Source organism: Sorangium sp. So ce296 (assembly GCF_051529605.1).
Lineage (GTDB): Bacteria > Myxococcota_A > Polyangia > Polyangiales > Polyangiaceae > Sorangium > Sorangium cellulosum_D.
This window is the reverse complement of sequence record NZ_CP150325.1, coordinates 3,301,605-3,326,804: the sequence shown is the minus strand read 5'-3', so window position 1 is coordinate 3,326,804 and position 25,200 is coordinate 3,301,605. Positions and strand designations below refer to the sequence as shown.

18 protein-coding genes are annotated in these 25,200 nt (G+C 72.1%); 11 read left to right on the top strand and 7 right to left on the bottom strand.

Annotation, left to right across the window (positions count from 1 at the left end):
• The first annotated feature begins 326 nt into the window (after window positions 1–326).
• The 5 genes from WME98_RS12560 to WME98_RS12540 all read left to right on the top strand — a co-directional run bounded on the left by WME98_RS12560 (window position 327) and on the right by WME98_RS12540 (window position 7,012).
• Entirely contained in the window at window positions 327–1,136 is an 810-nt protein-coding gene (locus tag WME98_RS12560; protein ID WP_437951544.1) for a cyanophycinase, read from the top strand.
• Window positions 1,137–1,160: 24 nt separating this feature from the next.
• A complete protein-coding gene (gene cphA / locus WME98_RS12555; protein WP_437951543.1) occupies window positions 1,161–3,845 on the top strand; it encodes a cyanophycin synthetase in 2,685 nt (894 codons plus the stop codon).
• Complete coding sequence (gene iadA / locus WME98_RS12550) at window positions 3,845–4,999, top strand: beta-aspartyl-peptidase (RefSeq protein WP_437951542.1); 1,155 nt, start codon at window positions 3,845–3,847, stop codon at window positions 4,997–4,999. Before cphA ends, iadA begins: the two co-directional genes overlap by 1 nt.
• Window positions 4,974–5,831, top strand: a complete 858-nt coding sequence (locus WME98_RS12545) for a cyanophycinase (protein ID WP_437951541.1) — start codon at window positions 4,974–4,976, stop codon at window positions 5,829–5,831. Before iadA ends, WME98_RS12545 begins: the two co-directional genes overlap by 26 nt.
• A 344-nt stretch (window positions 5,832–6,175) precedes the next feature.
• Complete coding sequence (locus tag WME98_RS12540) at window positions 6,176–7,012, top strand: LamG domain-containing protein (protein WP_437951540.1); 837 nt, start codon at window positions 6,176–6,178, stop codon at window positions 7,010–7,012.
• 265 nt (window positions 7,013–7,277) lie between these two features.
• On the opposite strand, the gene WME98_RS12535 is transcribed toward WME98_RS12540, so the two are convergent.
• Window positions 7,278–7,679: a hypothetical protein gene (locus WME98_RS12535; RefSeq protein ID WP_437333541.1), complete on the bottom strand. Its 402-nt coding sequence runs from the start codon at window positions 7,677–7,679 to the stop codon at window positions 7,278–7,280.
• Window positions 7,680–8,742: 1,063 nt separating this feature from the next.
• Here WME98_RS12535 and WME98_RS12530 point away from each other — a divergent pair.
• The 3 genes from WME98_RS12530 to WME98_RS12520 all read left to right on the top strand — a co-directional run bounded on the left by WME98_RS12530 (window position 8,743) and on the right by WME98_RS12520 (window position 14,812).
• Window positions 8,743–12,744, top strand: a complete 4,002-nt coding sequence (locus WME98_RS12530) for a protein kinase domain-containing protein (protein ID WP_437951539.1) — start codon at window positions 8,743–8,745, stop codon at window positions 12,742–12,744.
• 291 nt (window positions 12,745–13,035) lie between these two features.
• Window positions 13,036–13,836, top strand: coding sequence for a hypothetical protein (locus WME98_RS12525; RefSeq protein ID WP_437951538.1), 801 nt, complete (start codon window positions 13,036–13,038; stop codon window positions 13,834–13,836).
• Between the two features lie 73 nt (window positions 13,837–13,909).
• Window positions 13,910–14,812: a LysR family transcriptional regulator gene (locus WME98_RS12520; RefSeq protein ID WP_437951537.1), complete on the top strand. Its 903-nt coding sequence runs from the start codon at window positions 13,910–13,912 to the stop codon at window positions 14,810–14,812.
• Here WME98_RS12520 and WME98_RS12515 read toward each other — a convergent pair.
• From WME98_RS12515 to WME98_RS12505, 3 genes are all read right to left on the bottom strand, one after another.
• Window positions 14,793–15,110: a putative quinol monooxygenase gene (locus WME98_RS12515; RefSeq protein WP_437951536.1), complete on the bottom strand. Its 318-nt coding sequence runs from the start codon at window positions 15,108–15,110 to the stop codon at window positions 14,793–14,795. The two genes, WME98_RS12520 and WME98_RS12515, sit on opposite strands and share 20 nt — an antisense overlap.
• Before the next feature lie 101 nt (window positions 15,111–15,211).
• Window positions 15,212–15,742 (bottom strand): RNA polymerase sigma factor, encoded by a 531-nt coding sequence (locus WME98_RS12510; protein ID WP_437951535.1) that lies wholly within the window; start codon window positions 15,740–15,742, stop codon window positions 15,212–15,214.
• A 71-nt stretch (window positions 15,743–15,813) separates the two neighbouring features.
• Window positions 15,814–16,914: an RNA polymerase sigma factor gene (locus WME98_RS12505; protein WP_437951534.1), complete on the bottom strand. Its 1,101-nt coding sequence runs from the start codon at window positions 16,912–16,914 to the stop codon at window positions 15,814–15,816.
• A gap of 216 nt (window positions 16,915–17,130) precedes the next feature.
• Between WME98_RS12505 and WME98_RS12500 the strand changes: the two genes are divergently transcribed.
• The 3 genes from WME98_RS12500 to WME98_RS12490 are packed head-to-tail and all read left to right on the top strand — an operon-like array spanning window position 17,131 to window position 21,525.
• The gene (locus WME98_RS12500) at window positions 17,131–18,243 is read left to right on the top strand and encodes a PEGA domain-containing protein (RefSeq protein ID WP_437951533.1); all 1,113 of its coding nucleotides are present in this window, start codon (window positions 17,131–17,133) and stop codon (window positions 18,241–18,243) included.
• A gap of 17 nt (window positions 18,244–18,260) precedes the next feature.
• The gene (locus WME98_RS12495) at window positions 18,261–19,916 is read left to right on the top strand and encodes a hypothetical protein (protein WP_437951532.1); all 1,656 of its coding nucleotides are present in this window, start codon (window positions 18,261–18,263) and stop codon (window positions 19,914–19,916) included.
• 37 nt (window positions 19,917–19,953) lie between these two features.
• Window positions 19,954–21,525, top strand: a complete 1,572-nt coding sequence (locus WME98_RS12490; protein ID WP_437951531.1) for a hypothetical protein — start codon at window positions 19,954–19,956, stop codon at window positions 21,523–21,525.
• 315 nt (window positions 21,526–21,840) lie between these two features.
• Here the strand turns inward: WME98_RS12490 and WME98_RS12485 are convergent, their stop codons facing one another.
• From WME98_RS12485 to WME98_RS12475, 3 genes are read right to left on the bottom strand one after another with little or no spacing between them, the layout of a single operon-like run.
• Window positions 21,841–23,343: a hypothetical protein gene (locus WME98_RS12485; protein ID WP_061626476.1), complete on the bottom strand. Its 1,503-nt coding sequence runs from the start codon at window positions 23,341–23,343 to the stop codon at window positions 21,841–21,843.
• Window positions 23,340–24,734 carry a tyrosine-protein kinase family protein gene (locus WME98_RS12480; RefSeq protein ID WP_437951530.1) on the bottom strand — a complete coding sequence of 465 codons (1,395 nt, stop codon included), beginning with the start codon at window positions 24,732–24,734 and terminating at the stop codon, window positions 23,340–23,342. Before WME98_RS12480 ends, WME98_RS12485 begins: the two co-directional genes overlap by 4 nt.
• A gap of 13 nt (window positions 24,735–24,747) precedes the next feature.
• Window positions 24,748–25,122, bottom strand: a complete 375-nt coding sequence (locus WME98_RS12475) for a HEPN domain-containing protein (RefSeq protein ID WP_437951529.1) — start codon at window positions 25,120–25,122, stop codon at window positions 24,748–24,750.
• Window positions 25,123–25,200 lie beyond the last annotated feature (78 nt).

Sequence of the window (25,200 nt, the reverse complement as noted above, 5' to 3'; positions counted from 1 at the left end):
CGCGCCTCCACGCGCGCGACGCTGCGCTCGACCCTGCGCGCGACGGCGCATCCTCACCCGCGATCCCGGCGTGAGGGGCTCTCGACCTTCTCCGGCAGGCGGCGAGAGCCAACGCAGGAGGTCGAGCAGGAGATCGGCAGTCAGCCGTGCGGCGCCGAGGTCTGCAAAGGAACCAGAGCGCCAGCCTCAGCTGAAGCGGAGAGGGGCAATCGACCACCCTGTGGCAATTTGCCATGGTGCAGATCGAGCCACCCCATTGAAACACGCAAGAAACGAGGCATCGACTGCCTGGCCCGGGGGTTGCGAGGGCCGGTGAGCTCCTGGACATGGTCCCCGCGACGAGCTTTCCGCGCCTGTTGGCCATCGGCGGCGCCGAGGACAAGGAGGGGGAGCGCGCCATCCTGCGCGAGTTCGTGCGCCTCGCGGGCGGTCAGGACGCCTGTATCGTGATCATCCCCTCGGCCAGCGAGACGCCCGAGGTGGTCGGCGAGCTCTACCAGAACATCTTCCAGCAACTCGGGGCATCGGAGGTCACCGTGCTCACCATCGCTGCCCGCGACGACGCGCGCAACGAGGCGGCCATGCGGCAGATCGAGCGGGCGACCGGCACCTTCTTCACGGGCGGCGATCAGCTCCGGATCATGAACCGACTCGGCGGCACCGGGGTCGACACGATGCTCCACCGGCGCTGCGCGGAAGGGATGGTCGTCGGGGGCACCAGCGCCGGCGCCGCGGTCATGTCGTCGACCATGATCGTCGAGGGCGAGACCCGATCCCCGCGGGCGGGCGCGGTGCGCACCGGCCCGGGCCTCGAGCTCCTGCCCGGGGTCATCATCGATCAGCACTTCGCCCAGCGCGGCCGCATCGGCCGGCTCCTGTCCGTCATCGGGCTGTTCCCCCATTATCTCGGCGTCGGCATCGACGAGGACACCGCCATCGCCGTCGAGGGGCACCGCGCCACCGTGATCGGGAGCGGCGCCGTCACCATCGTCGACGCCGGCTGCGCCTCCTTCAACGACGCCGTGGACACCGGACCGGGAGGCTGCATCACGCTCTCCGGGGTCACCCTGCACTCGCTCCCTCACGGACGGAGCTTCGATCTGCTCGAGAGAAGACCGATCATCGCTGCTGACTGACACCCACACAGCCGAGCTAGACCCATGCGCATCATCACCCTCCGTACGCTCCACGGGCCGAACGTGTTCGCCAGCTGGCCAGTCCTCCGCATGACCCTCGATCTCGAGGACCTCGCCGAGACGAGCAGCGCCGAGGTGCCCGGCTTCGTCGACCGGTTGCTCGCCCTCCTGCCGGGCCTCGGCGAGCACCACTGCTCGCGCGGGAAGCCGGGCGGCTTCGTCGAGCGGCTCCGGGAAGGCACCTACTGGGGCCACATCGTCGAGCACGTCGCGCTGGAGCTGAGCGGGCCGGCCGGCATCGGCGTGACCTACGGCAAGACGGTCTACGCCGGCGCGCCCGGGCTCTACGACGTCGTCGTCGAGTTCGAGAACGAGGCCGCCATGCGGCTCCTGCTCGAGGCGGCCTTCGAGCTCGTCACCGCCGTGCTCGAGGGCGGGCCGTTCGACGTGGACGCGAAGGTCAGAGAGGCGGCGCGGGTGGCCGAGGAGACGGCGCTCGGGCCGAGCACGCGCGCCGTGGTCAAGGCGGCCGAGAAGCGCGGTATCCCCTGGTCGCGCCTCAACGACGAGAGCCTCCTCGTGTTCGGCTACGGCAAGCACCGGCGCTTCGTGCAGGCCACCACCTGCTCCACCACGAGCTTCGTCGCCGTCGAGATCGCCGGCGACAAGCAGCTCACCAAGGAGCTCCTCGCGCGCGCCGGGGTGCCGACGCCGCGCGGGATCGTGGTGAGGACGGCGGGCGAGGCGGCCCGGGCGCTCGGCGAGCTGCGCGCGCCCGTCGTGGTCAAGCCGCTCGACGGCAACCAGGGCAAGGGCGTGTCGCTGAACCTCTGGACCGAGGCGCAGGTGCGCGAGGCGTTCGAGATCGCCCGCGCCCACCGCCCCCGCGTCCTCGTCGAGGAGATGGTGAGCGGGCGCAACTACCGCGTCCTCGTGGTGAACGGGCGGGTGGTCGCGGCGAGCGAGCGGCTGCCGGCCCACGTGGTGGGCGACGGGCAGCGCACCGTGGCAGAGCTCATCGCCCTGGAGAACGAGAACCCGCTCCGCGCGGACGGGCACAACGGCGTCCTCACGAAGATCGTGGTCGACGACGTGGTGCGCGCCTGCCTCGCGAAGCAGGGGCGCTCCCTCGACGAGGTGCCGGCGCGCGGCGAGCGGTTCTTCCTGCGCGAGAGCGTCAACCTGTCGACCGGCGGCATCGCGCGCGACGTCACCGACGAGATCCACCCCGACACGGCCCGCCTCTGCGAGCGCGCGGCGCGGGCCATCGATCTCGATATCTGCGGGATCGACCTCGTGGCCGAGGACATCGCGAAGCCCCTCGGCCGCGGCGCGATCATCGAGCTGAACGCCGCCCCGGGCATCCGCATGCACGAGCACCCGAGCGAGGGGAAGCCGAGGGACGTGGGCGGCGCCATCGTCGAGATGCTCTATCCGCCGGGCGCGCCGTCGCGCATTCCCATCCTCTCGATCACGGGCACCAACGGCAAGACCACGACCACGCGCATGGTGGGGCACATCCTCGGGGCGACGGGCGCCACGGTGGGAATGACCACCACCGAGGGCATCTACGTCGGCGGCCGCTGCATCGAGGCGGGCGACACCACGGGGGCCGGGTCCGCCCGCGCGATCCTGTTCGACCCCACGGTGGATGTCGCGGTGCTCGAGACGGCCCGCGGCGGCATCGTCCGGCGGGGGCTCGGCTACGACTGGTCCGACGTCGCGATCATGACCAACCTCTCGCCGGATCACCTGGGCCAGGACGGCATCGAGAGCGTCGATGATCTCCTCTGGATCAAGATGGTCGTCGCCGAGCGGGTGCGCGAGGGCGGGACCCTGGTGCTCAACGCGGAGGACCCGCTGCTCGCCGCCGTCCCGCAGCACCGCCGCATGACGAAGCTGTCGCGCGCCATCGTGTTCTTCGCGCTCGATCCGTCGAACGCCGTCCTGCGCGCCCACGTCGCCCAGGGCGGGACGGGCTACACGCTGAAGAACGGATCCATCGTGGAGCTCAAGGGCACCCGCGAGCGCCACATCGTCGGAGCGGCGGAGATCCCGGCGACCTTCGCGGGCGCGGCGCTCTTCCAGGTCCAGAACGCGATGGCGGCGATCGCCGCGTGCCGCGCCCAGGGGGTGCCGGTCGACGCCATCCAGAGCGCCCTCCGGACCTTCGACGCGTGCGGCAAGAACCGTGGCCGCATGAACCTCTACCAGCTCGACGACAACTACGTGCTCGTCGACTACGGCCACAACCCCGGCGCCTTCCAGGCGACGTGCGCGCTCGCGACCCAGTGGGAGGGGCGGCGGCTCACGGCCATCGTGAGCCTGCCCGGCGACCGCTCGAACGCGTTGCTCGAGGCGTGCGCCTGCGAGATCGCCAAGGGCGGCTTCCACCGCATCCTCGCCAAGGACGACGGCGACCGCCGGGGCCGCGCGCCCGGGGAGCTCCCGGCGCTCGTGCAGCGGGTCGTGGCGGAGGTGCGGCCCAAGCAGGCGTGCGAGGTCATCCTGGACGAGCACGAGGCGATCGAGCACGCGCTCGCCACCGCGGAGCCGGGCGAGGTCATCGTGCTGTTCACCGAGGAGGCGCCCGCGATGGAAGAGATGCTCACCCGGATGGGGGCGGTCGCGGTCAACGCGGTGCCCGAGCTCCGGTCCGGGACCCGGCTCCGCGCGCGCCGCCGCGAGGACGCGCTCCTGGCCGTCTGATGCTCGTGCTCATCGAGGGCGGGGAGGTCCTCGCGCCGGAGCCGATCGGCGCCGCGGCGGTGCTCCTCGCCGGCGACCGCATCCTCAAGGTGGGCCCGGTCGACGGCCGAGCGCTGGCCGCGCTGGGGGTCGACGTCGAGGTGATCGACGCGCGCGGCTGCGTGGTCATCCCCGGGCTGCTCGATCCGCACGAGCACCTGCTCGGCGGCAGCGGCGAGCGCGGGTTCGCGTCGCAGACGCCCGAGATCGCGCTGCACGAGGTGGTGACGGCGGGCATCACCACGGTGGTGGGGTGCCTCGGCGTCGACACGACGACAAAGACCATGACGGGCCTCTTGGCGAAGGCCAGGGCGTTCAAGGAAGAGGGGCTGTCGGCGTACCTCTACTCGGGCGGCTACGACGTGCCGCCCGTCACCCTCACGGGGACGGTGCGCCGCGACATGCTCCTCGTCGACGAGGTCATCGGGGCCGGCGAGGTGGCGATCTCGGATCTCCGCAGCACCGAGCCGTCGCTCGCCGAGCTCGCGCGGCTCGCGAGCGACGCGTACGCGGGGGGCATCCTCACCGGCAAGGCGGGGATCACCCACCTCCACGTGGGCGACGGGCCGAGGCGGCTCGAGCCTCTGCGCCGGCTCATCGCCGAGCACGACGTCGAGCCGGGGTGGCTCTACCCGACGCACGTCGAGCGCGACGAGGGCCTGATGCGTGAGGCCGTCGCGCTCACGCGGCAGGGGGTCACGGTCGACGTCGACACCGTCGAGGAGGACCTCGGCCGGTGGCTGCGCTTCTTCTGCGAGGAGGGCGGCGACCTCGCCCGACTGACGGTCTCGTCGGACGCCTCGATCCCGAGCCCGCGCACGCTGTTCGAGCAGCTGCGCGAGGTGGTGCGGGAGCACGGCTTTCCCCTGGAGCGCGCGCTGCCGCTCGTCACGTCGAACACGGCGCGGATCCTGAAGTTGCCGAGGAAAGGGGCGCTGCGGGCCGGCCACGACGCGGACGTGGTCGTGCTCGAGCAGGGATCCCTGGAGATCGTCGAGGTGGTCGCGCGGGGGCGTCGGATGGTCAAGGCGGGGCGCCTTTCGGTCACCGAGCGGTTCCTCGAGCGGAGCAATCGAAAGGTCGAGCTGCATGGTCGGAAGCAAAGGGAACGCTGACGGGCCGGACAGGGAGCCTCCGGCGGGCGGGCCGCGCGGCGCGCTGGTGCTCATCGGAGGACACGAAGACAAGGAGGGTGAGCGGGAGATCCTGCGCGACGTGGTGGCGCGCGCCGGCGGGCGGCCGATCGTGGTGGCCACGGTCGCGAGCGACGTCGCCGGCGAGCTCTGGGTCGAGTACGAGCGGGTCTTCCGGGCGCTCGGCGCGGCCGAGGTCGCGCACCTCGATATCGCCCAGCGCGGCGACGCCGGCGAGGCGCGCTGGCTGGGGATGCTCGAGGGGGCGGGGTGCGTGTTCTTCACCGGGGGCGATCAGCTCAAGATCACGAGCAAGCTCGGGGGCAGCCGCATCGCCGACGCGATCTGCGCGGTGTACCGACGCGGCGGCACCATCGCGGGCACCTCGGCCGGCGCCTCGGTCATGAGCGAGACGATGCTCGTGGGCGGGGCGGGCGAGGAGTCCGCGAGGGTGCGCGGCGCCGTGCGCATGGCGCCCGGCCTCGGGCTGGTGCGCGATCTCCTCGTGGACCAGCACTTCGCCCAGCGCGGCAGGCTCGGCCGTCTGCTCGGCGCCGTCGCCCATAACCCCCGCTTGCTCGGGATCGGCATCGACGAGGACACCGCCGCCGCGATCGAGCCGGATCGCCGCCTGCGCGCGTTGGGAACGGGCGCAGTCTACGTCGTCGACGGGCGCAATCTCAGCCACACGAACATCGGCGAGGAGGAGGGCGATCGCGTGCTCAGCCTCTTTGACGTGCGGCTCCACGTGCTGAGCGCGGGGGACTCGCTCGATCTCGAGAGCGGGCGCCCGGCGCCCGGACAGCCTCGATGATGCAAGGCCCGTTGCGCTTCATCGCGAATTCTACGGTGGCGCCCGCGGGCCTGTCGCGGATCACGCTGTCCTCGACGATCGCCTGTCCGCGCGACCGCTCGGGGCGCGCCCCTCTACGGTTCACGGCCCCTCGCCCGTTGCGCGCCGCGTCCGCGTCAAAGCACATGGGCCCTCTCGGAATGACGATGAAAAGTTATGCTCTCGACGCTCCGAGGCACGGCTTTGGGCTCTCGAGCCTCGCGCGACTCTCGGTGACATGGCGCGGCCTTTTGGGATAGGCTGCTGGCCGCAGGAGACGCAGCATGGCTTATTCCTCTCGCTTTTCACCACGTTGTTTGGCCGGCATGGCCGCTCTGCTGCTGTCGGTGCCAGGCTGCGCCCTCGACGCGAGGGGCACACGCCAGCCAGAGCGGGCCGAGCCTGGACCGGAGCAACCCGTCGAGGAGCCCGCCGGCGACATCGGTGAAGCCCCCGCCGAGGGGCCGCCGGTGGACGCGCCCGCCGAGGACCCTGTCGATGTCCCCGCCGAGGAGCCCGCGGAAGAGCCGGTCGAGGAGCCCGCGGCGGAGCCGGCCGCGCTGTGCGACGCGGCGGATCCGTCGCTGATCGCGTGCTTCGCGTTCGAGGGGGATCCCGGCGACGGCTCGCAGCATCGCTTCAAGCCAGAGGAGGCGGAGAACCTGAGTTACGAGCCCGGCAAGGGCGGCCAGGCGCTCCGGGTGACGCGGAGGAGCAGCCTCCGGTTTCGCCACGACGCCGCGTGGGCGGCCCCCGCGATGACCATCGATGTCTGGATCAACCCGGCCTCCCTGCCGAAGCACGGGCGGTACGCCGTGATCGACAGCGGCGGGAAGCCCTCGATCTTCCTGATGGCGGGCGGGGAGATCCGCTGCACCATGGGGGTCGAGCGGAACGTGCCTTATGCCGTCGTTCCCGGGGAGTGGACGCACATCGCGTGTCTCTCCGACGGTCAGACGCAGAGCCTCTACGTGAACGGCGTCGAGATCGACCGGAGCTCCGCAGGAGCGGTGCTCGCCTCGGGCGAACAGCCCATCTTCATCGGCTCGGAAGAGCCCTCGGGCGGAGACGAGTTCGATGGCCTGCTCGACAGCCTCCGCGTTTTTGGCCGGACGCTCGCGCCCGAGGAGATCTGCGCGGCCGCCGGCGGCAAAGCCTGCTGAGCGGCGCGGGCCGCGCGCTGAGCGGCGCGGGCCGCGCGCTCGGCGGAGCAGCGGCGCGGGGCGCAGCGGCGACGGGGGCAGCGTCGGCCCGCGCCCGTGGACCGAGCCCCGGCCGATTGGCGGCCAGGGCGGGTCGAGCAGCGTTTCGGGGGACGGCGGTTGCGGCGCGCCCTGGCGAGCGGTTGCGGCCAGGGCGGCAGGAGATCGCGCGCCAGGCGCGAGGGGTAGAGGAGGGAGAGGCGAGGGTAAGGAAGAGAGAGACGCCTCAGAAGGCGGCGTCGCGGAGCTTCGCCTTGTACTCCGCCTTGTACAGATCGTGGCAGGCCTTGCAGCTCGCCTTGGCGCCGTCGATGTCGCCCTTCTTGGCCTTCTCCGCGCCTTCCTTCGAGATGGCGACCCACTTGGGCATCCCGGGCGGCGGCTTCGACGCGACGTAGTCCAGCGCCGACGCGATCTTGGCGCCGTCGCCGCTCGTGGTCGCGGACTGCATGACCGTCTTCATCCAGCCCTGCATCGGACAGGCCTTCTGTCCCTTTGCACCGCAACCGAAATCCTTCCCCTCGGCAACAGAAGCGGGGACATCCGCAGCCCCACCCGCGGCCCACGCAGCGCCCGCAAAGCCAATGCCGACGCTCATCAACACGGCACTCATCAGCTTCATGCTCATCGACATCCGACGTCTCCTGTCAGGTAAGGGCAAGCTCAGCCCATACATCGCAGCTCCATGGCTGGATGTCAATGCACACCCAGCCGCCGAGCGAGCCTGCGAACACCAACGGGGCGCAGACGAGGTCAGGGGGCAAAAACTTCAATCACCGATCGAGTTCGCGAGCATCATCGGTGCAGATAACGCCTCCGGGGGAAAACTTTACTCATGGTGTTCGCCCGCCATCTCACTCAGGCTGTCCGCGAGAAGCGATAGTAAATAATTTTACTAAAGATGCAACCGTGGAGGCGCCCGCGGGGGTGCCCGGCGGTCGCCCTCGGTGCACACGAGGCGCCTGCCGGGGGGCGCCGAGCGGCGGTACGCCCGGCGGGGCGCGTCCGAGCGCTCCGGTGAGCCCGTCCGCCAGGGGCGGCCCTCGGCGATGCGGGGCGCGGTCCGGGGCGCCCGACGGGGCGTCGCCGGGGTTGCTGCTGGATCGCCGGCCGTGCCGCGGGAGGCCATCTCCTGGTGCTCCGACTCGGCGGCAGCAACCCGCGCGCCGACGGCGGCCGCAGGTTCCAGTTGCAGCGAATTTTCCATGCACGGGCCACAGCGCCGTCAACCTGGTTGCGGGCCTGCGCGTTGGCGGGCCACGCTCACCGGCGCTTTTCCTGGAAAAAAACGTGCTGCCCGAACGGAATGCCTCTCCCGGGCGCGCGCTCCTCGCGACGAGGGCGTCTCGCGACATCGCGCGACGTCACCCGACGCCGTCGCGTCCGCAGCGCGATCGCGCCGTCCGCGGGACGCGACGGCGGGAAGGTAGGGAGAAAACCCGGATCATCCTCTCGCCTTCCCACCTTGGTCAGCGACCTCTCTGGCCAATGACCGCTTCACCCAGGCTGATCGCGGGAGGAATCATGAGCTGTCTTACGTAGCGAGGCGCGCCGGGTCGCGATGACGCTCCGCGCCGGGCAGACGCGCTGACTCCGCATGTCGGTCGCTCGCCCACCCGCCGTCGCGAAAGCAGGCATGCCCTACAGCGAAGCGAGCCTCGCGCGTGATATCGCTGGATCCACGGCCGCTGATGCGCGTGGGAGAGATCGTCGACGAGCGGTTCGAGATCGAGGGCCTCGCCGGCTCCGGTGGGATGGGTCACGTCTACCGGGCGCGCGACCTGGAGAGCGGCGACACGGTGGCTCTCAAGGTGCTTCGCCGCGCCGGCAAGGGCGAGCAGCGCCGCTTCTCCTGCGAGGTCGAGGCGCTCTCGGCGCTGCGCATCCCCGGTGTGGTCCGGTACATCGCTCACGGCCTCACGGCGGGCGGCAAGCCGTATCTGGTGATGGAGTGGCTCTCCGGCGAGACGCTCGCCGAGCGCATGGTGCAGAGGGGCCTCACCGCCGCCGAGAGCGTCGATGTCGTCGCCCGGGTCGCCGGCACGCTCGGCGCCCTCCACCGGCAGGGCGTCGTGCACCGCGATCTCAAGCCGAGCAACCTGCTCCTCGCCGACGGGCGGCTCGACCGGGTGATGGTGCTCGATTTCGGGATCGCGCGCTTCCGGATCGACCAGCAGCTCACGATGCCGGGCACCGTCCTCGGGACCCCGGAGTACATGGCGCCCGAGCAGGCGCGCGGCGAGCGGAGCGTCGACGCTCGAGCCGACGTGTTCGCGCTCGGCTGCGTGCTCTTCAAGTGCCTCACCGGGCGCGCCGCGTTCCAGGGCGTCGGCGCGCTCGCCGTGCTGGTCAAGGTGCTCCTCGACGAGCCGCCGCACCTCCACGAGCTCCGCCCCGAGCTGCCGGCGCAGCTCGACGCGCTCTGCGCCAGCATGCTCGCGAAGCAGCCGGACCATCGGCCCCGCGACGGCGCGGCCGTCGCCGAGGCGCTCGGCGCGATCGATCTCCGCAGCGCCGGCGCGGCGGCCGGGGGCGAGCCCGCCGCGCCGGTGCGCGTGCTGGAGCTCACGAGCAGCGAGCGGCGCGTCACGTGCCTCGTGCTCGCGCACGAGCGCTCGGAGCCGGACGACGAGACGCGCTCGCACGAGGAGGAGCAGGCGCGGGCGCTCGGGCGCGCCGAGGAGCTGCGCGCGCTCGCGGCGCGCTACCAGGGCCAGATCGAGCTCATCGACGCCCGCTCGCCGCTCGTGGTGCTGACGAGCGCCGAGGCGGCGACCGATCTCGCGGCGCAGGCGGCCCGCTGCGCGCTCGCGCTGCGCGCGCTGCTCGGCGGCGCGCCGGTCTCGCTCGTCACGGGGCGGGCGGAGCTCACGTCGCGCATCCCGATGGGGGAGCTCATCGACCGGGCGGTGCAGCTGCTGCCGGCGCGGGGCGAGCCGGCGCCCTCGGCCGCGGTGCGCATCGACGACGTGACGGCGGGGCTGCTCGGCGGGCGGTTCGAGACGAGCCGCGAGGGGGGCGCGCGCTTCCTGCACGGGGCGCGCGACGACCACAAGGTGGCGACCGCGCCGGCGCTGCTGGGCAAGCCGGTGGCGTGCGTCGGTCGGGATCGGGAGCTCGCGGTGCTGACCGCGGAGCTCGAGCGGAGCATCGAGGAGTCGACCGCGGGCGCGATGCTGGTGGTCGCGGCGGCGGGCATGGGCAAGTCGCGGCTGCGGCAGGAGTTCCTCGCCAAGATGTCGGCGCGCGGCGCGCGAGGCGGACACGGCGAGCGCGGGGCCGACGGCGCGAACGGGGCCCACGGCGAGAGCGGAGCCCACGGTCCCGACGGAGCCCACGGCGAGAGCGCGGAGCGGGTCGAGGTGTGGTTCGGGCAGGGCGACCCGATGAGCTCGGGCTCGGCGTTCGGGCTGCTCTCGCGCGCGCTTCGCGGCGTGATGGGCATCGTCGACGGCGAGCCGCTCGAGGAGCGGCGGCGCAAGGTGCGGGCGCGGGTCGAGCGCCACCTGGAGCTCGACGTGGGGCGGGTCAGCGCCTTCCTCGGCGAGCTCGTGGGCGCGCCGTTCCCGGACGACGACATCCAGGTCGGCGCCGCGCGGCGCAACCGGCTGCTGATGGGCGATCAGCTGCGGCTGTCGTGGGAGGAGTTCATCCGGGCCGAGTGCGCGAAGCAGCCGGTGGTGCTCATCCTCGAGGACCTCCAGTGGGGCGACCTGCCCACGCTGACGATGGTGGAGGCGGCGCTCCGGAGCCTGAAGGACCTGCCGTTCCTCGTCCTCGGGCTGGGGCGCCCCGAGGTGCACGAGATCTTCCCCGCGCTCGCGAAGGGGAGGTTCGGCAACCAGCTGATGCTGCCGCCGCTCACGCGGCGGGCGAGCGAGCGGCTCGTTCGCGCGGCGCTCGGCGACGAGGTGAGCGCGGAGCTCGTGGCCACGCTGGTGGACCGGGCCGACGGCAACCCGTTCTACCTCGAAGAGCAGGTCCGGGCGGTGGCGGCCGGCCACGGCGCGGACCTGCCCGAGACGGTGCTGGCGATGGTGCAGGCGCGCATCGAGGCGCTCGACGCGGAGGCGCGGCGCGTGCTGCGGGCGGCGAGCGTCTTCGGCCAGGCGTTCTGGCCGAGCGGGGTGAGCGCGCTGCTCGGCGGCGCCGGGGTCACGCGCTGGCTCTCCGAGCTGGAGAAGCGCGAGGTGATCCACCGGCGCGGCCCCGGGCGGCTGCGGGGCGAGGTCGAGTACCGCTTCCGCCACGCGCTCGTGCGCGAGGCCGCGTACGGCATGCTGACCGAGGCCGACCGGCGGCTCGGCCACGCGCTGGCGGGCGACTGGCTGGAGGGCGCGGGCGAGCCCGACGCCATGGCGCTCGCCGAGCACTTCGAGCGCGGCGCCGTGCCCGCGCGCGCCGCGGCGGCGTACCTGCGCGCGGCGCAGCACGCCCTGGAGGGCAACGATCTCGGCGCGGCGATCGCGCGGGCCGAGCGCGGGCTCGCGTGCGCGCCGGAGCCCGCGGTGGTGGGGGCGCTCCGTCTGGTCCAGGCCGAGGCGCACGTGTGGCGGGGCGATCTCGCGCTCGCCGAGGAGCGGGGCACGGCGGCGGTGGAGCACCTCACCCCCGGCTCGGCGCCGTGGTTCACGGCCGTCGCGCAGGTGGTCGCGGCGGCGAGCAAGCTGGGCGGCTTCGACCGCGTGGAGCGCTGGATGGGCGCGGCGATCGGCGCGCCCGCGCTCCCGGGCGCGGAGAGCGCGAGGAGCACGTGCCTCTGCGCGGGCGCCTCGACGCTGGCCTTCGCCGGGCGGCCCGCGGTGGTCGACGCGCTCATCGCGGAGGTGGAGCGCGCGCTCTCCGACGGCGCGGCGACCGGCGCCGGGACGGGCGCCGAGGTGGTCGCGGGGCTGCACCAGGCGCGCGCCTTCCGCGCCATGAGCGGGGGCGATCCCGGCGCCTGCGCCACCGGCCTGGAGGCCGCGCTCGCGGCGTTCGAGCAGGTCGGCGACCGGCGCAACGCGTGCATGACCCGCGCGAACCTGGGCTACTGCTACGGCGAGCTCGGCGATTTCGGGGGCGCCGAGGCGGCGCTCCGCTCCGTGATGGAAGCCGCGGAGCGGATGGGCCTCCACGAGGCCATGGCGGCGGCGCAGGCCAGCCTCGGGCAGGTCCTCGCCTACCGCGGCAGGCTCGCCGAGGCGCGGGCCGTCGAGGAGGCGGCCCTCGCGTCGAGCCAGCGGCTCGGCGACCCGCGCGCCGAGGTGGTGTCGCGCTCCTACCTGGCGAAGATCGCCCTGCTCGGCGGCGATTTCGCGGGCGCCGAGCGCGAGGCGCGCCACGCCGAGGCGCTGGAGAGCGCGTCGCCGCTGCGCGTCGCGGCCACGGCGATCCGCGCCCGGGCGCTGATCGGGCTGGGGCGCGCGGCCGAGGCGCTCGCGGCCGCCGGCGAGGCCCTGGCGGCGCTCGAGTCGCTCGGCGGGCTCGAGGAGGGCGAGTCGATGATCCGGCTGGTCCACGCCGAGGCGTTCTCCGCGGTCGGCGACGCGGCCCGCGCCGCGGTCGCCATCTCCTCGGCGCGCGACAGGCTGCTCGGCCGGGCCGAGAGCGTCCGCGACCCCGAGTGGCGCAGGCGCTTTCTCTCCCACGTCCCGGACAACGCCCGCACCCTGGAGCTCGCGGCGCAGTGGGTCGGGACGGGTCGGAACTGAGCGCAGCTGAACGGAACTACGCTCAACTACGCTCAACTGCGCTCAAGTACGCTCAACTACGCGCCGCTTTCCCACGGGTGAATCTGCAAGGGACGTCGATTTAAGGGCTGACAGACGACGTGAATCGCCGTACGATGTCCATAGACGTGGAGAGTTCCCGGTCGTCGCTGGGTTGAGCGACGGCCGGAGGGCGTGCTGCGATCGGGGAGCGTGAGCGCTCCCCTTGGCCCGCTACCGAGGTCTCATCACGTGAACATCAAGGCGGTACTTGGATGCGCTGGCATCCTTCTCGTGGCTAATGGCTGCGTCGCGCCCGAGCTGGCGTTTGAAGAGGATGGTGAAGCAGAGGAGCTCGGCTCGAGCGCCGACGCGATCGAGAGCGGCAATGCGCTCAGCTACAATGCGCTCAGCTACAACGCGCTCAGCTACAATGCGCTGAGCTACAACGCGCTCAGCTACAACGCGTTGAGGCCGGAGGCGGCCTCCGCCCTCAAGGATCCCGGCGTGGGCGGCGAGCTCTTCCGGACGCTGGTGAAGTACACGGTCAGCTGCGCGTTCAAGGAGTCCCAGTCGTTCCGCTTCTCGTGGACCGACGCCGCGGGCGCGACCCACAACGAGGTCTACGCCGGGCACCTCGGCCTCGCCGACCGGTGGGACAGGCGCCCGCTCGACGAGGACGGCAAGCAGATGGTCTCCGCGTGCCTCGCGGCCCACACGAACCGTTACGGCGTATCGGTCCTCATCTCGATGCGCTCCCCGCAGAACCCGCTGCGCCGCGAGGTCGAGTCGGACGAGCTCTCCGCGTATCCGCACCTCGAAGGCGCCTTCTGGGGGAACCTCTTCGCCGAGACGCCCTACCTGCGCGCCTGTTACAACGAGGCGAACGTCGAGATCGCGCGCGCGGCGCGGCGCGACTGCGCCGCCGGCCACCCGGGCGCGGACGGGGATCTCGAGGGCTGCGGGATGATCGAGATCGTGGGGAGCTGCCAGGACACCTGCGGGAAGGTCCACCGGCCCGGACAGTATTACAAGGACTGCCGTGATCCGGAGTCGGGCAAGACGCGGTATGTGATCACGACCGGGCTGAGGTGACCGCTGCCCTCGCGGCGCGAGGGCGGTCGCGACGGATGGCGCGGGCGGCGTCACCGGGCGAAGATGCGCGGCCATGGAGACCCATCAGGTCCGGTATTTCCTGGCGGTGATCGAGACGCGCAGCTTCACGCGCGCGGCCGAGCGGTGCTCGGTCTCGCAACCCGCGCTCACGGCCGCCATCAAGAAGCTCGAGGAGGAGCTCGGCGGGCCGCTCCTCCTGCGCGAGCGCGGCGGCGCCAAGCTCACCGCGCTGGGGCAGGGCGTGCTGCCGCGGTTTCTGCGGCTGCGAGACGACATGCAGGCCGTGCAGGTGATCGCGGAGAACCACCGGCGCCTCAAGCAGGTGCCGCTCCGGGTGGGCATCCTCTGCACCATCGGGCCCGCGCGGCTCGCGGGCTCGCTGGCGGCGTTCCGCGCGGAGGCGCCTGGGGTGGAGCTGGAGATCGCGGTGACCACGCAGGGCGAGCTCCTGCGGCGGCTGGAGGAGGCCGAGGTCGACGTCATCGTCTCGAACCTCGGCGACGCTGTCCCGGAGTGGTGCGTGGTGGCGCCCCTCTACGAGGAGCGCTACGTCGTGGTCCTCCCGCCCGGCCACCGCCTGGCCGCGCGCGAGGGCCTGCGGCTCGAGGACCTGGACGGCGAGCCCTACCTCGATCGGCTCGCGTGCGAGATGCGCGAGCAGGTCGCGGGCGTGTGCGCCGCGCGGCGCGTGGACCTGTATGCGGCCTACCGGACCGATCGGGAGGACTGGGTCCAGAGCCTTGTGCACGCGGGGCTGGGCTTCGCCTTCATGCCGGAGCACTCGCTGCTCCTGGCGGAGGCGTCGCAGCGCCCGCTCGTGGACCCCGCCCTCGGGCGCACCATCGCGCTGGTGCGCTCGGGCGATCGCACGCCGGCGCCGGTCTTGCAGCTCTTCTGGGACACGCTGCTGGCGCGCGCTGCCCGGCCGCGGCCGGTCAAACCTTCGCGGCGATGATGTCGACGTGCTCGATGACGGGCGCGGCGGCGAGCAGCTCTTCTGCCTTTGCCATGAGCGCGGCCGCGATGCGGCCCGCGAGGTGCTCCTTGCGCCCTACCTCGTCCGCGAAGGTGTCGAAGATGCCGAACGTCGACGGCCCGATGCGCAGCGCGAACCAGTGCACCGTCCGCGGCTCCTCGGCCGCGAGGCCGACGGCGGAGCGGAGGAGCGCCTCGACCTCGGCCTCCTTGCCGGGCTTGGCCTCGATGCGGGCCAGGAGGGAGAGCATCACGGTCTTCGTGGGGTCAGCGGTCATGGGGATCTCCTCTTCGGCGGCGCATGGCGCGCCGCGCTTCGTTGAGGAGGGATATGATGGGCGCGCGTCCGGCCGACCATTCGATGTTCTGGATGGATCCATCAGCGCCGTGGATGGTGCTCCCGGCGATCCTGCGCCAGCCTCCGCCACCTCCGGCGTACGCGCCGGAACCACAGCCGGCCGAGCCGCAGACGATTCGAGACCGTGTTCTCGTTATGCCCGATCTCCGCGATCGTGTATCCCTGCGCCGTGAGGGCGAGGACGGCTCGAAACCTGGGGTCGACGCGTCTCAGATCGTCCAGCGCTTTCCGGGCCTCGACCTGCTCGAGCGGCGCGGGCGCGTGATCCTGGCAGAGGCGACCCGCGCTCGGCACGAGGACCTCGTACCGCCGGTGCGCGCGCGTCGCGTAATGGGAAGCATGGCGCCAGCTGATGCCGACGATCCATCGCTTCAAGGCCACGGCGTCCGGGACCCCCGGCCGCGGCTGGAACCGCCCGGCGCGCATGCTTCGCCAGGCCCCGATCAGCACCTCCTGGGCGATGTCCGCGCGATCCCTGCTCGGTATGCGCCAGCGCCGCAATACATCGTCGATGGTCGCCGTGTGCCGGGCGATGGAGTCGATGTCCAGCATGGCGGCGGCTCGACGCAAGCCTATCGTGACGGATTACGACGTTGCCGCGGGCCTCGCGAACACTCCTGTGCTCAGAGCGACCCGTGGCGCTCGCAGCGCGCCCGCCGGAGGAGCGCGTCGCGCTCCGCGGCGTGCTCTCCGCGACCGCGACGCTCGCGGTGCTCGTGCAGGAGACGGCACGCCGAGAGCTGTCCTTCGGTGGTCCCGAGATCGAGCATCGCTCGCGCGCGCTCGAGCCTCGGGTCGATCCGAGTATGCGCCGCGCCGGTGCCTCCCCGGGACGACCTCTCGACTGCGGCGGATACCGCGCGGGCTGTCGTGGAGCTGCCCTGATCGGCGGATACGGCCGAGGCCGTGACGGCCTCACGCCCGCTCGCGCTCTCGGGCCCTCCCGGCCCCACGCCGCGCGCGTCAGCAGGCCCAGCCGGGATCTCGACCGCGGGCTGCGCGCGCCCCGAGGCGGCGAGCAAGGGCGCTTCGGTGGAGCCAGCCGCCGGACCGGGCCAGGCGGCGCCCGCCCCGAGCACGAGCGCCGCTGCCGCCGCCCCATGCAGCTTGAACCGACCCAGCCCGCGCAAGGCGTCGTGAAGCCAGGTACCGGAGAAGAACGGCACCACGCACGGCACCGTGGCCTGCCCGCGTCGCCGCTGCTCTGCCTGCCAGCGCGCCCTCTCCTGCTCGACGCTATCCCAGGCGGCGGCCAGCCGTGACTTGACGGTGTTCTCCGAGAGCGCGTACGCCAAGGCGATCTCGGCGAGCGTCCGGCCCAGGAGCTCGTGCTCGACGAAGACCGTGCGGCGCGCGTCGTCGAGCTTGTCGATGAACTGCCAGAGGACGGCAGTCCGCTGGCGGGCGATCACGGAGGCTTCCGGGCCCGGTCGCTCGTCTGAAGGCTCTGCGCCCTGGAGCGGTGTGATCACCTCTTCCCGGCGGCGCGCTCGCCGCCGGCTGGTGCGCGCCTCGTTTCTGACGATCTGGTCCGCATATGCCGCCGCGTCCCTCGCCAGGCCGACGCGCGCGCGGTTCTCCAGGATGCGAAGCCACGCCTGCTGGACGACGTCGTCGATGTCCTGAGCCGGCACGCGCATGGCGCGCGCGAGCCGGCGGAAGCGGTCGGAACCGAGCGGACAAGGGGCTGTGACGTCCAGGCTCGTCGAGGTGGTCACGTCCATGCACGTCCAGATGATTCAGGCCCGGAAAGAGGTGACCCAATCGACCGGCGCGACGAAGAAACGGTGCGCGAAGGTGCGCCCACGCGGGGATGACGACCGGGTGGCGTCTCGGTGGAATACGTTACGAGCGTGGCGTCGGATTTGTCATGCAAAGCGCGGCGCTCGGCGTGCAAGCGCCGTTGCTGTGCAGGCGGCTTCGTCGGTACAGTCGGCCGCATGATGCGCTTGCGCTCGGTCGTGGGCGGGATTTGCTGTCTCGTCGCGCTGGGCAGCGGCGTCGGGCTCGCGCGCGCGCAGCCGGCGCCCGAGGGCTCGAGGGCGGCGGAGAGCGCGGCGACGAACGCGCACCAGCAGGCCCGGCGTGCCTTCTTCGCGCGGCGGTGGGCCGAGGCGGAGGCGAGCTTCGAAGCCGTCCTGGCGGTGCCCGGCGCCGCCTGGATGCCCGCGGCGCAGCGTGCCGAGGTGCTCGGGTATCTGGGGCTCTGCGAGCTGGAGCAGGGCAAGCACCGGGAGGCCGCCGAGCACCTCGGGCAGAGCCTCGAGCACGACGCCGCCCTGGATCAGGAGCTCCTTCGCAGGTTCACGCGTGCGTTCAACGGGGCCGTCGAGCGCGTCGGGAGGGTCTACGTTGCAGCCTCCCCGCCGGACGCCGACATCCTCGTGGACGGGAAGCCCATCGGCACGGGCGCCGCGGCCCACGAGCTGTTCGTCGAACCGGGGGCGTACACGCTTCGGGCTCGGCTGTCGGGGTATGGGGAGGCCTCGCAGCGGCTCGAGGTCGCTGCGGGGATGACGGTCGGCGCGGCGCTGCAGCTCGCGCGCGCGGCCGATGCGCCCGCGCGCGCACCGGAGCCGGGCGCGACGCGGAGCGCACCGGTCGCCCCGGCGGCGGCCTCGGACGCGCCGCCGGCGGCGCCGGGGCCGTGGGCGTCGTGGCCGGGGACGCTGCGGATCGCGGGGATCGCCGTCGCGGCGGCCACCGTGTCGACGGGGGCGGTGTTCATGCTCCGGGCGAACCGCCTCGACGGGGACCTCGACGAGCGCATCGACGGCCTCCACCGGGATCCGGCGTGGACCTCGGGCGCGTGCAGCGCAGCGCCGCAGCCCTCGGCGTGCCCGGAGCTCCGCCGCATGCGGGAGCAGCGCGATCTGTCCGGCGCCGTCGGAACGGCCCTGGTCGCGACGGGGGCCGTGGTCGGCGCGGTGACCGCCGCGTCGTTCTTCGTGGACTTCTCGTGGCTGCGATCGACGCCGGCGCGCAGCGGTTTTCAGGTCGTCCCGGCGATGACGGCGCAGCAGGTCGGCCTGGTGGCGGTGGGGGTGTGGTGAGGGGCTTGGAGACCGGCATGGATGGCGAGGCGAGCGTGAGGCGGGCCAGGGCGGCGCGGAGGGTCGCGGTGTCGCTCGCGATCGCTGCGCTGGGCGCGTGCGGCGCGAGCGTGGTCTCGGGGTGCATGTACCTGGGGAACCACTGCTGGGAAGAGCAGACCTGCGACGAGCCCGCCCCGCCGGCGCCGCCGCCGGCGGCCTCGCCGTGCGACGGCGATCCCGGGAGGGCGCCGGCGCTGGACGTTTGCGGGGTGTTCGTGCGCGCGCAGGGCGACGACCGCAACCCGGGTACGCGGGAGAGGCCCGTGAAGACCTTGCAGCGCGCCATCGTGCTCGCCGCGGGCGGGCGGCGCGACGGGGAGGCGCCGACCCGGCGCGTGTACGCGTGCGGCGAGACGTTCGAGGAGGCGGTCGTGCTGCCCTCGGGCGTGGACCTCTGGGGGGGCCGCCGCTGCGCCGACGGGGACTGGTCGTTCGGGTGGTCGTTCGGGGGGGCCGACCAGCTGACCACCATCGCCCCGGGGCCGGCGGGGGTCCCGGTCCGGGTCCTCGACGGGGGAGGGGCGAGGTCGACGGTGTTCGGGGTCCGGGTCGTGGCCGCCGCGGGGTCGGCGAGCGACGGGAAGTCGTCGATCGGGATGATCTTGAGCCAGGGGGCGAAGGTCCGGGTGGTGGAGAGCCACGTCCACGCGGCCGACGGGCGGGACGGGGAGCCGGGGGAGGACGCTCCGCGCCTCCGGGCGAAGGACGGGGAGTACGGGAAGGATGGGGTGAACGCGTGCACGGCGGAGGTCGCGACGGGCGCGTCATCCGTCGTCACCGAGTGCGATGGTGGCATCGAGTCCACCGGCGGGCAGGGCGGCGATGGGTACGTCGAGGAAGGTGGCGGCGGCGAGCCGGGCGCGCCTTCCTCGGCGGCGAATCCGATGTCCGGCGAGGGGGGGCTCGGCGCGAGCAGCGCGCGATGCACGGCCGGAGCGCCGGGCGCGGACGGTGAGCCCGGCCGGCATGGCCCCGGTGCGAGCGGCCTTGGCAGCCTCGACGTGACCGGGTGGGTGGGCGTTCGAGGTGCCGATGGCGCCCTCGGGGGCATCGGCCGGGGCGGCGGGGGCGGCGGCGGTAGTCGATCGAGGGTCGACATGATCCAGTGCCGTCCCGGCGCTCCTGTGGGCGGCGCTGCCGGCGGCTCCGGAGGCAGCGGCGGCTGTGGTGGAAAGGCGGGCCAGGGAGGGGGCTACGGGGGCTCGAGCATCGGAATCGTGGCGCTGGGGGGTGCCGAGATCACGGTCGAGGCCGGTACGGTGGTGACCGGCCGAGGTGGCAATGGCGGGGCCGGCGGGACAGGCCAGCTCGGTGGCAGGGGCGCGGCGGGTGGCGATGGTGGCGAATATCTAAACTATACGGCTTGGCATGCATGCGACGGGGGACATGGCGGCAACGGCGGCAACGGTGGCAACGGCGGGGGTGGCCTGGGTGGACACTCGATCGGCGTTGCCACCGTGGGCATCACCAACGTGAGCTTTGAACGACATCCGAATTTCGTGCTCGGAGGCCCTGGCAACGGCGGCCCCGGGGGGGCTATCCGCGAGGACGAGGGCGAGGGTGGGCAGGGTAAATCGGAAACCTGGGTCGTGTTCGCTGCGGCGGCCCACGCCGAGGAGCCACCGCGATGAAGATTCCCACGCACGGCGCACGACATCGAGAGGCACCATGAGGATGGTTGAAGCCCAACGACTGCTTCTGCTGGTGCCGCTCGCGGCGGCGGCGTGCGGGATCGATCTCGGTCCCTATGAGGACGAGGAGCGCCCTCCGCCGTGCGGCGGCGCGACGTCGTGCGCGCCTGCTCCTCCGCCGGAGTCGGTCTGTCGCGCGCACCTCACCGCCGACCAGCCGGAGGCCGGCTGCGGCGTGTTCGTCCACTTTTTCGTGGGCGACGATGCACATCCCGGCACGCGGGACGCGCCGGTGCGGACCCTGCCGCGCGGCATCGAGCTCGCGCGCACGGGGCGCGGTCGCGTGTTCTTCTGCGGCGCGCATGACGGCGAGATCAAGCTGCCCTCCGGCGTCGATATCGTGGGGGGCTTCAACTGCTTGAACGACTGGAAGCGGGGGACCGCGATCCCCGGCACCCGCGACCTCAACGATGCAATCCTCCAGACGACGCGCAAGGGGACCATCGCGCTGACCATCGAGCCCGCGAGCCCCGGCGACACAGGGGCCGCCGACGGCGTGTCCACGCTCGTCGACGTCCGATTGGACAGCGGAAACGAGGTCGGGCTCTTCGTTCGGTCCGGTACCGCCGTGGAGATCGTTCGTGGCGGGATCGAGGGGCAGTACAGCTTCAGGACGGAGGGCGGCGAGGACGCGCCGCAGTTTCCGCTGGCGCCCGACGGCGCGGACGGCAACGGCGGTGGGGAGGGCTGCGCCGCGACCCCCGCGGCCGGCGGGGCTCCGGTGATGAGCCCGTGCGACGACGGCGCCGTGTCGATGGGCGGCAAGGGCGGCGACGGCGGGATCGCCGGAGGCGGCGACGGCGGCGACGGTGCGCCCGCGCCGAGCCCCGATCCCGAGGATCCCTATCCCCGGGGCGCCGGGGGCATCGGAGACGGCGGCGATGGCCGCTGCGGGGACGGGGAGCAGGGGCGAAGCGGCGCGCCGGGCGTCGACGGGGCGCCGGGCCAGGGCATCGGGCGTCTCGGCGAGGAGGGCTGGATTGGCGCCCGGGCCGGGGACGGACGCAGGGGGGCGCCGGGCCAGGGGGGCGGCGGCGGCGGCGGTCTTCGCGGGAGCGCCGCCCTCTGCGGCGCGGCCTCCCGATCGGGGCCGTCCGGAGGCTCGGGCGGCGGCGGCGGCTGCGGCGGCAAGGGCGGGAAGGGCGGCGGCAATGGCACGCCGAGCATCGGGATCCTCGCGCTCCACGCCAAGGTCACGGTGCGCGGCAGCCGGATCGTCACGGCTTCGGCCATGCCTGGCGCGGACGGCGGGGAGCCTCGGAGCGGCGGCCGCGGGGGGCGCGGCGGGGGCGGCGCCTACTCGCCCAACGGGTACGACCGCGCGTGCAACGGCGGCGCCGGCGGCTTGGGGGGCCCGGGCGGTTATGGCGGCGGCGGGCGCGGCGGGGACTCCATCGGCATCGCCCACCTCGACGATACCGAGCTCGTGCTGGAGAACGTCACGTTCGAGCTCGGCCAGCCAGGCGCGGGCGGCATCGGCAACCCCGCGGATGCCGCGACCTGGGGCGAGGACGGCGTCGCGGTCGAGACATTGCGCTTCCCCGAGTGAGCCACCTGGGCGTCAAGCGTCCAGCCAAGGGCACCCGACCCACCGGCGGCACCGGTTACCTGTTCCCGTCGCGATGAGATGCGGCGGCGACGAGCGTGGCTCGGCCCCCAGTGGGGGGTGCGATGGGAGCGGAGCGGGGTGCGCGCCGAGGCTCGCGCGGCGTGCGGGGTAGAGCGCGAAGCAGTTCTCCGGGCGACGCTGGCGGCTGCGGGAGGGCGACGGTCCGACGAGCACGTCGGCGCGAACGAAGGATGAAGAGCCGGCGCGTTCGCCTCAGGGCTGCAGTGGTCGTCTCACCATGCTGGCGCCCGACCGTTACGTGGGCCGACGGGCGATTCCTCCCTTGCGCCGCAGATCCAACGCGTGGCGATAGATATCAGGAACGTTGATCCTCCCGTCCACGCGCATCTCTATCAACCCCATCGGCCCTAGGTAGTCGTGGAGCAGACGCTCAGGATCCGTCGTCGGCGGAGCGCGCAGATCATCCTCTGGCGGCCACGGGATCGCCCCCAGCCTCTCGATGACCTCCGCTCGATCCATCGGGACGGTGCCCCCCTCGAACGCACGGCGTATCGGCTCCAGCCATACCCGCTGCTCCTCCAGCTCCTTCAATCGAATCTCGCTAGCGTGCGGCATGCCCTCGAAGAAATCCGAAGGGACAAGCAGCGGCCCTATCTCCTCGCCGGAGCGCGCTGCCCGCTCCCTCGCAGAGCGAGCGGCGAGCGCAATGAGCTGGAGGAAGGGACGGGGGAGCGCTCGACCACGGGCGTCGGCGACATGGTTCGGAATCCACCAGTAGCTATAGCCCTTGCGTGGATTGGCGCCCATGTACTCACCTACCAGCGCGGCTACGATCGCCGCGAAGGCATCCTCGTCCAGCGCCGGTATGGCTCCGAGCAAAGGATCGTGCTGCTCTTCGAGCGGATACCCGAAGCGCCGGGAGCCATCACGAACGAAGTTGGCGAGCGCGACGCCTTGGTTCAGCATTCGCTTAACCAGCATCTGGTAGAGCCACAGCCGCTGCCATGTCAGTTCGACACGGTGAGCAGCCAGCTTCGAGGCATCCGGGAACGCCAGCAGCCGCGACTCCCAGAGATCCGTACGGAGGATGATCTTGGGCCGGAGGCGCTCCCAACGCCGCCACCAGTCGAGCCATAGCGCGAGGAGGGTGCGTAGGGGAGGAAACAGACCGGCATAGCTGGGAACAATGCGATCCACCTCGTCATAGGCAACGACGATGGTGTGCGCGCGCTCCCGGAGCCGCATGTCGAGCCCGTCCAGCGCCGACAGGACCGGATCGAAGTCCCGGAGCACCTCGGGGAGCCACCCATCGAGGCGAGCGGGACTCCGCAGGGCCGTCGCGACGTTCGCGGGCAGATCCAGCGATTCGCCCTGGGCTAGGAGCCGGGCCGCCAGCATCCCCAGCCAGAACGCTCGCCACTTGATTGCGTCGTCGTGATCGATGAGGTTCTGAACCGACGCCGCCGAGGGCTGATCGGTCTGCTGCTGCAGAACCCGGCCGAAGCCGGCGATGAGCCGAAGCTCTTCCCCGGGCCGAATGGCGCTCAGCGCCGCAAATCCCTGACCGGTACCGAGGACACGGAACAGCTCGGTCTTACCCGCCCCCCGTTCTCCCAGGATGAGGATCGCATTGGGATCCAGCGCCCTGCGGAACGACGGCGTGGGGAGGAAGAACCGCAGCAAGGTCTTCGGGTCGTTCGACTCATGCTCCGCCTGTCCATCCCCTGGCGCGATCGCCTCCAGAGCGGCCAGGATCGGCTCACGCTCCGACCACGGGAGGTGTATCGGCCCCATCATGATGCACCCTCCCCGCTCCACCTGAGGCTCCGCCCGAACAGCCTACCTAGCCGCACGGCGAGCTCGCGGTACGGCTTGCCCATCAGCACTTCGATGATAGGAGGCGTGAGGAGCCCGCCGCCGCCGCGCAGATCCGTGCTCCACGGGATGACGACCGGCCAGTGCGGCCTCTCGGGGTCGTTCTGGTCGGGAATCTGATCGTTCGGGTAGTAGTCCGCGCACAGCTCGTCATAGGCCTTTGTGCGAAACTCCTTGGTCTCCATCTCGTGCCTCGGGTCTGTCGCGGAAGGTGCCATGCCATGGACCAGGAGCAGAGGTCGGGGATCCCTCCCGCTGCGTACGTAGGGAGCCGACAGAATGCGCGCGACCCGCTTGACCCCCATCCAGCTCTGCGGCGAGCCGGTCGCGACGACCACCGCTCCGTGGGAAAGACCTGCCAGCATGAGCCCGGCCACCTCGTGCAGGCCGGCGCGCGCATCGACCAAGATGAAATCGAACGGGCCGAGGCCAGGAGGGCTGTCCACGCTCGACGCGTTGAGATCGAGGAAGAGCTGGCGAATCCGGCCTGCCAGCGCGCTGCTTGCCGCGGCGTCCTGGAGGTCGATCCGGGCCAGCATCTCCAGGAAAGCATCGTCGACCGGCCCCGCCGAGACCACCTGCAAACCTGGACCGGATTCGACGAAGCTCGTGTCCGAGACGAACGAGGTTACATCGCTCACCCTGGTCCCCGTCGCGGCGCCGCCATCGACGAGGTAGTCGAGGGCGCCGGCGGATGGCTCGCCGGGAAGAACGAGGGACGCGAGGCCGGGCGCCTCGATGTCGAGGTCCACGACGGCGACCTTCTTGCCTGCGCGCGCCAGGTGGAGCGCCGTCGCCACGAGCGCCGTCGACCGCCCCACACCCCCTTTGTGTGAGAAGAACGTCAGGACTGGAGGCTTCTGGGAGCTGTCCACTTCCCCGATGGTCCACGGGGGGTTCGGCTCCACCTCGCCAACCCAGGCTCGCTTCGCTGCATGGCGCTCGAGGAGAAACCAGGAAGGATCACTGGCCTGGGAGGCCCAGGGCGCGGGGACTCGATACGTACGAGCCAGCTGGAGCGCGAGATTTTCCGCCCTCTTCTCCGGCTCCATTTTCTTCTTGGGATGAGGAGCACTGTCCAGCCAGATGGGCGCGGCGGATAGCCACGCTCCCAGGCGTGCGCCGAGAGCCGCCGCCATCGCCTGCAGCGTGGGCTGGTCGGGGAGCGGAGCGGTCGCTGGATCGTGGGTGCCAAGGATGATTCGTATGCGTCCTTCGACGTCGCGGACGACTGTGACCTCGTGACGCTGCGCGAGCACGGCGAGACTACGTAGCTCATTCACAGTCGCCGGGAGGACGTCACGAAACATCATGCCGATCACCTGCCTAGAACGATATCCTGCCGTCGAGCACGTCTTCGGCAACGGTTCTTTGGTACACTTCTGAAGCCAGTTCCAATGCGCTCTCCGCCTCGTGGGCGGTCCAACCGTCGGTGAAATAGCGCCGGTCAGGATGGTCCTGGTCGAGCACGGTCCCTGCGATCGTCCGCCACAGGCGCAGGGGGCGCATCGCAGGCGACAGGGCCACCAGCAGCTCGAACCCCCTGGCACCGGAAGCCGCCGCTTCGAGCTTCCCTAGCCGGTGGGAGAACTCGCTGCCGACCACGAGCAGCCATCTCTCGACGAGGAGTTTCAGCGAGCACTCGGCGACGTAACCCGACAGGTAGACGGCGCCGTCCCAGCGTTGCCGCTCGAAGAGCACCGCGCTGTCAACGAGGTGCCTCCGGGCTGCGGCAGCGAAGTTGTCTCCTTGGGGCGGGGGCATGTCGCACGTGCTCAT

Excerpts from the sequence above, each read along its gene's own strand:
- WME98_RS12500 (WP_437951533.1), top strand. The coding sequence starts at position 17,131 with ATGATGCGCTTGCGCTCGGTCGTGGGCGGGATTTGCTGTCTCGTCGCG.
- WME98_RS12560 (WP_437951544.1), top strand. The coding sequence starts at position 327 with ATGGTCCCCGCGACGAGCTTTCCGCGCCTGTTGGCCATCGGCGGCGCC.
- cphA (WP_437951543.1), top strand. The coding sequence starts at position 1,161 with ATGCGCATCATCACCCTCCGTACGCTCCACGGGCCGAACGTGTTCGCC.
- WME98_RS12490 (WP_437951531.1), top strand. The coding sequence starts at position 19,954 with ATGAGGATGGTTGAAGCCCAACGACTGCTTCTGCTGGTGCCGCTCGCG.
- WME98_RS12540 (WP_437951540.1), top strand. The coding sequence starts at position 6,176 with ATGGCCGCTCTGCTGCTGTCGGTGCCAGGCTGCGCCCTCGACGCGAGG.
- WME98_RS12520 (WP_437951537.1), top strand. The coding sequence starts at position 13,910 with ATGGAGACCCATCAGGTCCGGTATTTCCTGGCGGTGATCGAGACGCGC.
- WME98_RS12485 (WP_061626476.1), bottom strand. The coding sequence starts at position 23,343 with ATGATGGGGCCGATACACCTCCCGTGGTCGGAGCGTGAGCCGATCCTG.
- WME98_RS12505 (WP_437951534.1), bottom strand. The coding sequence starts at position 16,914 with ATGGACGTGACCACCTCGACGAGCCTGGACGTCACAGCCCCTTGTCCG.
- WME98_RS12480 (WP_437951530.1), bottom strand. The coding sequence starts at position 24,734 with ATGATGTTTCGTGACGTCCTCCCGGCGACTGTGAATGAGCTACGTAGT.
- WME98_RS12535 (WP_437333541.1), bottom strand. The coding sequence starts at position 7,679 with ATGAGCATGAAGCTGATGAGTGCCGTGTTGATGAGCGTCGGCATTGGC.
- WME98_RS12515 (WP_437951536.1), bottom strand. The coding sequence starts at position 15,110 with ATGACCGCTGACCCCACGAAGACCGTGATGCTCTCCCTCCTGGCCCGC.
- WME98_RS12510 (WP_437951535.1), bottom strand. The coding sequence starts at position 15,742 with ATGCTGGACATCGACTCCATCGCCCGGCACACGGCGACCATCGACGAT.
- iadA (WP_437951542.1), top strand. The coding sequence starts at position 3,845 with ATGCTCGTGCTCATCGAGGGCGGGGAGGTCCTCGCGCCGGAGCCGATC.
- WME98_RS12545 (WP_437951541.1), top strand. The coding sequence starts at position 4,974 with ATGGTCGGAAGCAAAGGGAACGCTGACGGGCCGGACAGGGAGCCTCCG.
- WME98_RS12530 (WP_437951539.1), top strand. The coding sequence starts at position 8,743 with ATGCGCGTGGGAGAGATCGTCGACGAGCGGTTCGAGATCGAGGGCCTC.
- WME98_RS12495 (WP_437951532.1), top strand. The coding sequence starts at position 18,261 with ATGGATGGCGAGGCGAGCGTGAGGCGGGCCAGGGCGGCGCGGAGGGTC.